Source organism: Streptomyces sp. NPDC050422, from assembly GCF_044458665.1.
Lineage (GTDB): Bacteria > Actinomycetota > Actinomycetes > Streptomycetales > Streptomycetaceae > Streptomyces.
In genome coordinates this window covers 26,110-38,176 of sequence record NZ_JBITIE010000039.1, presented here as the reverse complement: position 1 = coordinate 38,176, position 12,067 = coordinate 26,110, and the positions used below count along the sequence as shown (strand labels likewise).

The window sequence follows — 12,067 nt, the reverse complement described above, 5'->3', positions numbered from 1 at the left end:
ACTACCTCGACCAGCGCGAGCTACCCCGACCGAAATCCTGGCGAACCCTGGGCACCTGACCTCGACAACTCCAAGATCCCCGACAGAGTCAAGCTAAGGGCGCAACGACTGGCGGCGGCCTTGGCCAGCGCGCGCGGGGCAGAGGCCGGTGTCAGTGAGCCATTTCCAATCTGACGATGTGGAGGGGTGGTGGCGGGCTGTACGAACTGATGAAGCTCCTGGTAGACGGGTTCGCGACCAAGGTCACCCGTGTCGACCAGGAGCTTTGTGTGCTTGTTTACCCATCGGCGATCGATCTGTCCAGCACGCATCTGCGGTACCTCGCTCAGCGCCTGGCTGCTCGCCGTCGTGAGGTCGGCACGCGGTGGCGGCGGCTGACGCCGGACCGTCAGGCCCTGTTGGGCCTGGCCCACCTGCGCTGTGGCGATACCTACGCCCAGCTCGCCGCCGGGTTCGGCATCGGGATCGCTACGGTCTTCCGCCACATCCGTGAGGCGATTGAGGTTCTGGCCGCGCTCGCGCCGAGCCTGGCCGAGGTCATGCGGACCGTGAGCCGGCCGGCCTTCGTGATCCTCGGCGGAACGCTCCTGCCGATCGACCGGATTGCCGCCGACACCCCGTACGACTCCGGCAAACATAAACGCCATGGGATGAACGTTCAGGTCCTGACCGACCCGTTCGGACGGCTGCTGTGGGCCTCGCCCGCCCTTCCAGGTTCCGCGCACGACCTGACCGCCCCCCGTGCTCATGGCATCGTCGAGGCACTCACCGGTGCACGGCTCAAGAGCTGGGCGGACAAGGTATACCAAGGAGCGGGCGGACCCGTCCGGGTCCCGTTCCGGGGCCGTCGCCTGAAGAGATGGAAGCGCCGTCACAACAGCAGCCACGCCAAGATCCGCTGCCTCGGCGAGCAGGTCATGGCCACTCTCAAGGGCTGGCGCCTCCTGCGGAAGCTCCGCTGCAGCACTAACCGGATCACCTACATCGTGAAGGCCGTCCTCGTCCTTCATCACGCATCAACGTGAGGTTGGAAAAGGCTCCGTGCCCGGGTGCAGACTGACAAGTAATCCCTCAACAGCAGGAGTTGACGTGGCGAAGCCCCTGAATGCGCTGACCGTCCAGCGGTTGGCCTATGTGAGATACCTGTACCAGGAGGGCATTGAGCAGAGTCGGCGGCCAGCGCCTCTGTCATCGAGCGCATTGTTGTCCTTCCACGATGCCGTGGAGAACTTCCTTGGGCTGGCGGCGGAGCACCTCCAGATCGAGGTCAAGCCCGGCATCACGTTTGTGGAGTACTGGGGCATTCTCAAGCCGGCGATGGAACTCCCGGGCAAGACGCACATGAAGCGGCTCAACGACGCCCGAATCAGCCTGAAGCACCACGGGAACTTCCCTTCAGCCCCGACCATCGAACGGGCGCGGGAGGCGGTAATCGAGTTCTTTGCCAGTGCCACACCTCAGATTTTCAGCGTCGGTTTCGATCAGATCGGCATGATCGACTTGGTCATCCAGGGGGAGACAGCGAGGCTGCTACGTGAGGCACATACGCACGCGGGGGCCGGTGACTACGTTCAGGCCGCGGCGGGACTATACCTGGCGTTCGAGGAACTGCTCACGTTGTACGCAGAGAACAGCGAAGCCGGGGGCTGGCGGCAAGTTCCCTTTGCCTTCGGCCCCACGCTGGCCTACCACGACCGTGTGCGGAATGTTGACATCGGCTTCGGGACGATTGAAGGCGGTATTAACAAGCTCATGGACATGGCGCAAGAATCACCGAAAGCGCTGCGAATGATCAGTCTGGGGATCGACTATTCCAATTACGCACGCTTTGCCGCCATGGTTCCCCGTGTAGACCGTTACATGGCAGGACTGCCGCGGTATGTCGTTCCTGCCACGCTCGCTGGACTGTCTGAGGCGGGCTACTCTTGGGCTCGGGGCTTCGTCATTGAGTCAGCTCTCCGGGCAGCGAATGCCGATGGAATCCGCGATTTGCTCGACAACCAAAAGAAGGACTGGAATCCGAGCACGCCTTGGCCGGAGCGTTCGTGGGAGGGAGCGGTGGTCACATCGGAGGATCCGCTCTGGGGTACGTCTGAGGTGTGAGCATACTGAGCTGAACCAAATTTCGTAGCGGCTCTCGAACGAGTAATCGTCAAGACCTGTGGACCGGTTAGTTAGAAGAAGCCGATCGTGTCCTTGAGGAGACGAAGGGCTTTTGCGCGGTATGCGGCGCTGTCGCGCCAGGTCTTCTCTGCCTGCACGCTGGTGATCGTAACGCCCGCCCTCCCGGCCGAGTTCTCCGCGGGCGCCAGGTGGCCGCAGGCGATGAGTGCGCCGATGCGAAAGAGAGCGATGCCCAGTTGGCGGGCGGCCTCGGGCTGGGACAGCCAGACATCGTCTGCCACCTGGGGAACCCGCAGGAGCTTGGGGTAGCGGCGCTCGTCTCGCGGTGTCATCAGGCGGCCCCCGCTTCGGAGCGTTCGACGAGGTGACCGTTCTTGAAGCGGGCGCCGTTGCGGACGAGGGCAACGAGGTGAGGTGCGGTGATCGCGCGCCAGCGGGCCTGGGCGGACTCGACGAGCTTGAACACCATCGCCAGGGCCGCGACCGGGCTGCCGGCCCCGCGGGTGACCTTGGTCCGCAGCTTCACGGTGCTGAAAGTGCTCTCGATGGGGTTTGTCGTGCGCAGGTGCACCCAGTGCTCGGCGGGGAAGTCGTAGAACGCGAGGAGCTCGTCGGTCTCGTCGGTGACCTTCTTGGCCGCCTTCGGCCACTTGACGCCGTAAGCGCGCTCGAAGTCCTTGACCGCCTTCTCGGCGTGGTCGCGGTCCTCGGCGTTGTAGATCTCCTGCAGGGCCTTCTTCGCGCCGGGCTGGGCCGACTTCGGCAGCGCATTCATGACATTGCGGACCTTGTGAACCCAGCACCTCTGGTGCCTCGCCTGCGGAAAAACCTCCGCCAGGGCCCGCCATAGGCCCATCGCACCATCCCCGACGACGAGTTCGGGATCACGCATGCCGCGTCGGCGGCAGTCGCGCAGCAGGTCCGCCCACGACTCGGTCGATTCACGCAGCCCCTCGGCCAGCGCGATGAGTTCCTTGCGGCCGTCGGGGCGCACGCCCATCAGGACCAGGACGCAGGAGTGGGCCTGGCCGAGGCGGACCTTGGGGTGGACGCCGTCGGCCCACACGTAGACGTAGTCGGAATCCGACAGGTCGCGGGCCTGGAAGGCGGTGTGGTCCTCGGCCCACTGCTTCGTCAGCCGGGTCACCGTCGCCGGCGAGAGGCCGGTCGAGGAGCCTAGGAACTGCTCCATCGCGGGCACGAAATCCCCGGAGGACAGTCCGTGAAGGTAGAGCAGAGGCAGGACCTCGCTGACCTTCGGAGACTTCCGGCACCACGGCGCAAGGATCTTCGACGAGAACCGCTTGCGCTCACCCGTCTCCACGTCGACACGCTTGTCATTCACGCGAGGCACCTTCACCGCGACCGACCCGGCGGCGGTGGTCACCTTCCGTTCGGGATGATGACCGTTGCGGACCACCAGACGGCGACCGGCCTCGTCCCTCTCACCGGCCAACTCGGCTATGTACTGGTTGACTTCGGCCTCCAGGGCCGCGGCGAGCATCCGCCGGGCACCCTCACGGACGATGTCGTCCATCAGGGATCCGGTCTCGGTGGTTCCCTCGTCGTTGACTACGCTGAGCACGGCCGCGCCTTCCCGACCCGCGGTGCAACGCGGGTCTACTCGGTGACCATCAATCGATCACTCGGGAAGGTACGCCCTCCGCGTTCCGGAAGATTTCAAGTCCAGTGAGACGGTCGTGACGCTATGAGGTTTGTGGTGCGGGGTCTCTCCGTTTGGCCGGGTCGTTGATCCAGGCCATCTGAGGTATCTCGGGTGGTCTGGGGCGGCGGCCGAAGCGTTCGGGGTGGCGGGTGTATGCCTGAGCGAGGGTGACGGCGCGCTGGTCGCGGACCTCCTCGGCGGTCCCGAAGTGGACGGAGGCGGGCGTGTGCCAGCCGATACCCGAGTGCCGGTGCTCATGGTTGTAGTACGCGATGAACGCGTCGAACCACTCGCGTGCGTGGGCCAGCGAATCGAACCGTTCGGGATAGTCCGACATGTACTTCGTGGTCTTGAACTGGGCCTCGCTGTACGGGTTGTCGTTGGAGACCTTCGGCCTCGAGTGCGAGCGTGTCACGCCCAGATCGATCAGTAGCTGGGAGACCTTCTTCGATGTCATCGAGGTGCCGCGGTCCGCGTGCACGGTCTGGGGCACGATGCCGTTGCGGGCGATGGTCTCGCGGATCAGTTCCTCCGCCCGCACCGCTGATTCAGCTCGCTCGACGGTGTGGCCGACGATGTACCGGCTGAAGATGTCGATGATCACGTAGGCGTGATACCAGACGCCTTTGGCCGGTCCGGCTGCCTTGGTGATGTCCCAGGTGAACACCTGCGAGGGTCCGGTGGCGACCAGCTCGGGCACCGCCCTGGCGGGATGGGTGGCCTGCCGTCGGCGTTCACCGGACTGGCCTTGCTCGCGCAGGATCCGGTACATCGTCGAGATCGAGCAGTGATAGCGCCCGGCGTCCAGCTCGCGGGCCCAGATCTGGGCGGGCGCCATCTCGGCGTACTCGTCGCCGTTCATCAACTCCAGTACCGCGGCCCGCTCCTGGCCCGTCAGGGCCGAGGGCTGCACCTGCACCTGGGAGCGGGGTGCGCGGACCGTCGGGGGTTTGAGACTGCGGTAGTGGGTGGCTCGGGAGCGGCCGGTCAGCCGGCACGCGGCCGAGACGCCCAGCTGGTCCTGGACATCGGTGAACGCTTCGTCCACGACCGGGCCGGCGGCAGGCTTCAGTCCGCGCTCTCGGAGATCATTTCCAAGAGCGCGGAAGCTTTTCCCATCACCTCGAGAGCGGCCTTGTTCCGGGCCAGGTCCTTCTCCAGCCGCGCCACTTGCTGCCGCAGCTTCTCGTTCTCCACCTCCGCGGCGGACTTCTTCGCACGGGCCGGGCTCGTCCGCCGGTCGACCAGGTTCTCCAGGGCCCCGGCATCCCGGGCGGCCCGCCACTCCTTGACATGTGAGTGGTAGAGCCGTTCCCGGCGCAGGACCGCGCCCTTCTCGTTCCTGGGCGCCGCGTCGTACTCGGCGACGATCCGCAGCTTGTATTCCGAGGTAAAAGTGCGGCGCTTCGGCCTCGGCGCCGGGTCGGACCCGGCCGGTTCGGTGCTGGTCATAAGGGGTGATTCTCCTGTCGCGCCCTCTCAGGCTAACCCGACAGAGCGGGATGTCTCACCCAAGGCTGACAGAGAGGGTTCCGCGAGGCACCCCTCCCGAGGCCGATCCACAGGTCTTGAGCATTGCTCCTCTCGAACTAAGCATTGTGTCAACGGCCTCGTACTTACGGGGCCGCCGTCAGGCATGCTCCCTGAGCAGGTGGGAAGTACTGACCTGTTTGACACCCAGACGAACTGAGCGAAAGGCCAGACCCCGAGCTGTCTTCGGTCACTGATCATGGGCGCGAGCAGTATTGAGCGGGCGGGCCCGCGCTCAGGCCAAGTAGGGCGACGGGCCGGTAAAGATCGCGAAAGCGTACAGACTCACGAAGGCGTCGGCGGTGAAAGCGCGTACGCAAGCCATCGATCAGATCAAGGTCGTCCTGATTTCTGCCGGCCCCGCTTTTCGGGAGGAACTGGCGGGACTGGGCAATGGCGGTGGAGATATAAGGGTGCGGCGGATCCCCGGTTTCGGTAACCGGGGATCCGCCGCTATATCGCCGCACCAGCGCCGCGAGCACGCGCGGCTGATCGCCCACATTGATCTCGTGTTCCACTCGCGTCCTCGGCGGCGCAACCACGGTGCGAGCCGCCGAGTTGAAAGCGGCGAGCTTCGGCGTGGGGCGAGGCGACTGCCTGACATGCCGGACCTGGCACGAAGACTAGCGCTCCCCCGGGCGTAACCGGGGGAGGGCTAGTCTTCCGGCGGTTAGTCCTTCTGGCGCATCGGGAACGCACGCTCCATGGAAGCGCGCACTTCGGCAATCTCGTGCTTCCACCGATCACTCTTCAAGATCGCATCATCCCAAATCGCTACGGGAGTGCCGTCCAGGACGCAATAGCCGTAGATCTTGTCCGCGATGTCTTGCGTGAACAAGTGGTCGTAATGGAAGGAGCCTTCGAACGCCAGCCACGCGATCCCTTTCGCTTCCGTAGAGGCTTTCCGCAAGCACTCCCGAAGGTAAGGGGCGAAGTCGTGGCTGATGTCTTCGAAGGTGAGGTCGTACTCCTGGATAACCCCTCGGTGGCCCTCGGGATCCGGGCCGAGCCGGAATATTTCGACTTCGTCCGGCTTCATGCCTGCCATCTCGAGCTCTCCCGCCGGCAGGGCGGAATCGGATGCCCCGAGCGTAAACAGGGCGATGACGGCAGGGCCACTCCAGCTGATGGCTTCTTCGATGTCGTTCACCAGAGACCCCACTTCGTCATGTTCTTTGCGCCTGGCACCATCGAGCTAAGCACCTTTCCAGCGTACTGCCCCTCTTTAGCCACGAAGATCACTACTACCTTACCGTTGACCTTTCGCGCAAAGCCCCTTGCCTGGGTACCGCCGATCTTCCAATCGAACGTCTTTTCCGGTGATGTCAGGATCTGTGAGAAGTTGTTCTTGAAGTACTCTACTTGGGAGGCGACGCTTCCCTTGTTCGGGATCAACCCATCCTTGATCAGGTGGCGGATGGCGTGGCCGCCACCCTTGTTCATGTCCTTGAAGGCATCCGCGACTGTGTCGGCCGTGAAGCCTATGGGGCAACCTGCATTGTGAACGAGTACAGGTGTCTTGCCCACTACGACGTAGTACGTGTGAAGTTCGGAGACCGTCAGGTTGTGGACGCGCTGGTTCTGCGCGGTCCAGGACTTCACCGCAGTCACCTGTGGGCGCGCTTCGGTTGGTGCCATCAGTTGCATGCCGGGCTTGAGGCTTCCGGCGTCGCTCCATGCCCGGGCGTCCGGGACCCAGAACGGGTGCCCCGCTGTTGCGGTCACCGTCCCGTCCCGTCCCGACCCGCCGGCCGCGACGGTGACCTTCACGAGCGACTTCTCGCCCTGCCCGGTGATGGTCGCCTGGACTGGCTCCGCCTGGGTACGTCCGGACACTGGGTCGGTGGCGAGGACCTTCTCGCCGACGTGGATGTTCTCGATGGCCTTCGTTTGGCCATCACCGAGCAGCACCCGCGTGCCTGGGGCGAAGCTGTTCTTCGGGCACGGGAGCTTCTTTAGGGCCTTGATCTTGAGAGCTGCCAGGGCGAGTCCCGTGAAGCAGGAAGGTTTCGGGTCGTTAAGGCAGGCTTCAATCCCTTCGGCGTCTACGTACCAGGCGATCAGGCGGTCGAGATAGGTGCTGGTGATGCATCCCATTCCTCCTGCGCCGTCCCCGCCGCAGACAAGGAGCGTCTCGCCGGGCTTCAGTTCTCCGTTCTTGAGGAGATCTCCGCGGTACGTGACCAGCCGTTTTTCAAGCGCCTTGCGCAGTTCCGCATCCGTGACCGGCTTGCTTGCTTCCTGGAGCTCCTGCTCTATCTGGGCTTTGAGTTCCGCGGTCAGTTTGTCTGCGGCGGTTTTCATGGCCTCAGAGGAGGCATTGGCGGCCTCGGCGGCATCCTCACCCGCGGCGGCAGCGGACTGCCCGGCCTGGAAGGCGGATGTGTTGGCCTCATAGGCGTAGCTCCGTGCAACTCCTGCGGAGTGCTGGGCGCTTTCAGCGGAGCGAGTGGCCGACGCTGCGTCCTGCTGGGCGGAGGCAGCCGCGGCGCGCGCCGTCTTGGCGGACTGGGCAGCGTTTGCGGCGGAAGTCGCCGCCTGGTTCGCAGAATCGTTCGCTTGCTCGGCGTACGTGTCTGCCTCAGCCTTGGCGTCTTGCGCTTTGGTCAACCATGTGTTGATGGCCTCCTGAGCGTCCTTGCGAGCCTGCGCGGCTACCTTCTGCGCTTCGGCGGCGTCCTTCTGCGCCAGCCACGCGGACTTGTAGGTGGCGCTGACCAGGGTGCTGACCTCGGAGATGTGGGCTACTGCGTTGGCGTCTCTCTGCCGTGCCTTGTACAGCCCCAGCTCCAGGAAGGGACGGAGCCTGGACGGGGGGCCAGACAATACGGCCTGCGCTGCGGCCTGGACTTCGGGTCCTTCGCTTGCGAGGGCTTGGGCGACCGCCACACGATCGTCGTCCTCTTGCGCCTCGTACTGTCCGGTCTGCAGGAACTCAGCGACGTCTGACGCGGTCCCGTCCAACGCCTTGCTGGCGGCGGCCTTCACTCCAGGCCCACCCTGGGCTGCGATCTGTGCCAGGGCCACGCGGTCGTCGTCCTCCTTGCCCGGGTAGGCGCGGGTCCGAAGGAATTCCCGAACTCGGTCGACCGGCTGGTCCACAGTGTCCAGGGCGGCTTGACGCTGCGCGGGAATCTCAGTGGTCAACGCGATGTGTGCCACGCTGGCGCGGTCGTCCTGTTCGAGGGCCACCGACAGTCTGGTGCGCACAAATTCGGCAACGTCTTCGTCCGTTCCGGACAATGCTTCCTCGGCGGCGTCCTGCACCCATGTCCCACCGCTGCTCAGCAGGGTCACTGCCGCCTGCCGGCCCTTGGCGGCCGTGACCGTCTGGTCGGTGGTCTCGGCGGCGTCCTTCAGCAGCTGTTGCGTCTCGGAGTTGAGCTGCTGGAGACGGCCCACCTCCCACTCGGCGGTAGCTACCTCGGCGTCGTGGGCGCGGCTCGCCTCATCTGCTTCCAGTACCGCCTCGTCCTGCTGCTCCGCCAGCCGCTCGGCATCTGCTGTGCGAGCCAGGGCGGTTACGGTGGACGCCTGTTCTGCTGCCAGCACCGCGTTGTTAGCAGTCTTGGTGGCTTCGTTCGCGGCGTTGGTGGCGTCCCCTGCGGCATCGACCGCATTGCCGGCCGCGTCCGCTGCCTTGTCCGCCGCGGTGGCCGCTGCCTCGGCATGCGTGGCCGCGTCGTTGGCCGCGTCTCGCGACTCCCGTGCGGCAGTGCCGGCCTGCTTGGCGTTGGACTGTGCCGCGCTTGCGGCGCGAGTGGCCTGACCAGCGAGCCGCCTGGCCCTGGCCGCAGCCGAGGCTGCCTCATCGCCCTTGGCACCTGCTTCTCCGGCCCACACACCCGCATTGGCTGCCGCCTCGGCCGCCGCGGCAGCATTGACACCAGCGCTGGATGCGGCTGCGGCTGCCTTCGCTGCGTTGTCGGCCGCGATCCCGGCCTGATCAGCAGCGTCAGCGGCCTTGCGAGCTCCCTTGGCCACGTCACGAGCCTTCTGGGCAGCTTGCCGAGCCTGCTGGGCCTTCGCGGCATCACCCGCCGCAGAAGCGGCTGCGGACCTGGCCGTAGAAGCAGCGCCCCCAGCCTGGGTGGCGGCATAGGCCGCTTGTGCCGCGGCGGAGGCGGCCACCCGTGCTGCCGCGTTCGCCGCAGCTGCCGCGGACACCGCGGTACGCGCCGCCTGGGCGGCCCGGTCGGCGGCGGCTGCTGCACGAGATGCGGCTGCCGCCGCCTTGCTGGCCGATTCCTTGGACTTCAGGGCCTCGGCAGCCGCAGTCTGCGCGGCAGCCTTGGCTGCCTTCGTGGCTGCATTCGCCCTGGCTGCAGCCTCCGTGGCGGTCTCGGTGAGCTCCTTGGCACGCTTCTGCGCAGTGTCAGCGAGGTCGGCCAGCTGAGTGACGGTGAGCGTCTCCTGATCGCGGGCTGCGGCAACTGCCCATCCGTCGTCGAGGAAGTCCTGGACGTCCTCGGCCGTACCGTCCAGGGCTTGGCCGGCGAGCTTCTTTACGTTCGGGCCGCCGGAGAAGAGCAGTTGGGCGACACGGACTCGGTTGTCATCCTCCCGGGCCCGGTACTGACCCTTGTCCAGGAATGCCTTCCAGTCGTCGGCTGTCCCGTCCAGCGCCGCACTGGCCGCCTTTTTCACGCCGGGACCGCCGAACGCCATCACCTGCGCCACCTGGACGCGCAGATCCTCGTCATGGGCCGGGAGGAACGTGTCATCCAGGAATGCCTGTAGCTCTTCCTCGCCCCCGCTCAGCGCGGTGTCGGCCGCCGTGCGTACGGCTGGACCGCCGATCGCCAAGACCTGGGCAACCTGCACTCGCAGGTCGTCCAGCTGAGCGGCCGGCAGCTCCTCGTCCATGAAGGTCTCGATACCTTCATCCGGACCCAGCAGCGCCGCCACGGCCGCTCGCTGTACACCCGGGCCGCCGAGACTCCATTCCAGGAGAACGTCGGATCGGTCGTACTCCGGCGGTCCGTCCACTGCCTCCGCAGGGCGCAGATTGATGCCCAGCACCATCACCAGGGCAATTAGGGTGGCCACCACGCCGCGCCAGCCGGGCACGGCTAGCCATCTGGCATTCAAGGTATTACTCCTTATCGGTCGATACTTAGGTGGGGCTTTGCATCCCGAAGCCAGTACTGCCACTGCGCGGCATGGTTCGGATGCTTAGTACAGTCGTCGAAGGACAACGCCCCGAAGAATCGGATCCTTCGGGGCACTTGGCCTATCTATGTGTGTCTTTCACGATGCAGCCCATGGCTCAGCGAGCGTCGAAGCCGGCGCGGGCGACAGGCGCTGTGGCGTGTGACATTGATGACCGGGTACTTCAGACGTGCAGCACCACATCGCGGTTCGGGCTGCATAGCCTCGCGTGTCGGCCCCTGAGACCCTCTGAGATCGGGGCAGCCGATGGCGCGGGCGTTTCAACCTGCACCGGTGAGTAAGCAATCGGGATCCACCAGAACGCGAACAGTCGCGGTCGCAGTCGCAGTCGCCAACGACGCACTCGGAGAACACGTGACGCTTGCAGCAGCTGCGGGCGTGGAACAAAGCGCCATCGAGCCTGCTGCCCGTACGGAAGCCGTGTCACTCTGGGGTGTCGGCCGGCCGGACGGGGGGAGGATTCGTGCCTGATGTTGCTCAGAGACGACAGCTGACATCCGGCTTTCGGACCTACTTGGAGGACCGGATCTCCATGAGGAGGTATTCACGGCCCGGGTCCGCACCCTCTCCGACGGAAGTCCAGGCGTTCTGATCGATGTCGAAGCTCTTCTGCTCGCTTCCGACCGTCATGTCGACCTCGGTCGTGTAGTCGTTTCCACGTATCACGTAGACGGAAGGGATCTCCATCGTCAGCCACCCCGAGTTGCCGACAACCCGGAAGCAGACCTTGTCCTTCTCGCGGGGCCAGATTTCCAACTGCCCAGTGCCGCTCACGCAGTCGGCGAGCGTGATGTGCCCGTCACCCCGCTTGAGGATGATGTTCTGCTCCGCCAGAATCTTGTCGGCGTTGGGGTATTTGAAGTCCTCCACGGTATACCCCGGATCCCCCTCAGTAGCGAGCATGGCACTACTTGTCTCGTCGTGCTGCCCTCCGGAAGCGCTGCCCCCGATTCCGAACCACACCAGGGTACTTGCGACTATCGCCGCCACCGTGGTGCCCAAGACTCTATTCCGATGGAACATTACGCGCACTGCAACCCACTCCCTCATTTGTCATCCCCACATGTCTACGCCGGAAGTAAGCAGGTGCGAAATTCACGCACAAGCATGGAAGGGGCGGGGATTGACGCACCCCTCTTCCAAGCATGGCAACAGACAGCTCACGCCCCGCAGGGCTGCTCGATTTCCCCCTGATGTAACCACGCTCACCTGGCCTTCGTGTTTCACGAACTGCGCAAATGGTGCACGAGGGTCTGCCCCATCTGTGACGCCGGGCACAGTCGTTGATGGTTGTATGAAGTTCGATAAAGAAAAGCTAACGAGTCGTCACTCGGACTCGGACTCGCGAATGGGTCACCTGTTCAGGGCTGGCATGAACGGGCTATGCTCTGCACGTCGTTGGCCCGGAATGCCTACTGCGAATCAGCCAGAAGGTCAGCCGTGAAAGCGGGAAGGGCGGGCTCCCTTCGATCAGTAGATCGGCGCCCGCGCCTCTAATGCCTCTCTTCCCGGAGAGGCCGTAACGCTGCGCTCCAGCGACTCACTGCTGCGCTCAATGTCCTTACTGGAACCACC

The 12,067-nt window shown here is 64.9% G+C and carries 10 protein-coding genes; 2 read left to right on the top strand and 8 right to left on the bottom strand.

The window, feature by feature from the left end:
• The first annotated feature begins 269 nt into the window (after positions 1–269).
• Positions 270–1,025: a transposase family protein gene (locus ACIBJG_RS37315; RefSeq protein WP_399314608.1), complete on the top strand. Its 756-nt coding sequence runs from the start codon at positions 270–272 to the stop codon at positions 1,023–1,025.
• Positions 1,026–1,089: 64 nt separating this feature from the next.
• A complete protein-coding gene (locus ACIBJG_RS37310; protein ID WP_399314606.1) occupies positions 1,090–2,103 on the top strand; it encodes a hypothetical protein in 1,014 nt (337 codons plus the stop codon).
• A gap of 71 nt (positions 2,104–2,174) precedes the next feature.
• On the opposite strand, the gene ACIBJG_RS37305 is transcribed toward ACIBJG_RS37310, so the two are convergent.
• The 8 genes from ACIBJG_RS37305 to ACIBJG_RS37270 all read right to left on the bottom strand — a co-directional run bounded on the left by ACIBJG_RS37305 (position 2,175) and on the right by ACIBJG_RS37270 (position 11,395).
• Complete coding sequence (locus tag ACIBJG_RS37305; protein WP_399314604.1) at positions 2,175–2,405, bottom strand: DNA-binding protein; 231 nt, start codon at positions 2,403–2,405, stop codon at positions 2,175–2,177.
• A gap of 50 nt (positions 2,406–2,455) precedes the next feature.
• On the bottom strand, positions 2,456–3,709 hold the full coding sequence (locus ACIBJG_RS37300) for an IS256 family transposase (RefSeq protein ID WP_399314603.1): 1,254 nt from the start codon (positions 3,707–3,709) through the stop codon (positions 2,456–2,458).
• A gap of 121 nt (positions 3,710–3,830) precedes the next feature.
• Entirely contained in the window at positions 3,831–4,838 is a 1,008-nt protein-coding gene (locus tag ACIBJG_RS37295) for an IS3 family transposase (protein WP_399314601.1), read from the bottom strand.
• A gap of 20 nt (positions 4,839–4,858) precedes the next feature.
• A complete protein-coding gene (locus ACIBJG_RS37290; protein WP_206307984.1) occupies positions 4,859–5,242 on the bottom strand; it encodes a hypothetical protein in 384 nt (127 codons plus the stop codon).
• Positions 5,243–5,517: 275 nt separating this feature from the next.
• Positions 5,518–5,838 carry a hypothetical protein gene (locus ACIBJG_RS37285; protein WP_399314598.1) on the bottom strand — a complete coding sequence of 107 codons (321 nt, stop codon included), beginning with the start codon at positions 5,836–5,838 and terminating at the stop codon, positions 5,518–5,520.
• A 152-nt stretch (positions 5,839–5,990) separates the two neighbouring features.
• Positions 5,991–6,470 (bottom strand): hypothetical protein, encoded by a 480-nt coding sequence (locus tag ACIBJG_RS37280; protein ID WP_399314596.1) that lies wholly within the window; start codon positions 6,468–6,470, stop codon positions 5,991–5,993.
• Positions 6,467–10,411 carry a polymorphic toxin-type HINT domain-containing protein gene (locus ACIBJG_RS37275; RefSeq protein ID WP_399314594.1) on the bottom strand — a complete coding sequence of 1,315 codons (3,945 nt, stop codon included), beginning with the start codon at positions 10,409–10,411 and terminating at the stop codon, positions 6,467–6,469. Before ACIBJG_RS37275 ends, ACIBJG_RS37280 begins: the two co-directional genes overlap by 4 nt.
• A 591-nt stretch (positions 10,412–11,002) precedes the next feature.
• Positions 11,003–11,395, bottom strand: coding sequence for a hypothetical protein (locus ACIBJG_RS37270; protein ID WP_399314593.1), 393 nt, complete (start codon positions 11,393–11,395; stop codon positions 11,003–11,005).
• Positions 11,396–12,067 lie beyond the last annotated feature (672 nt).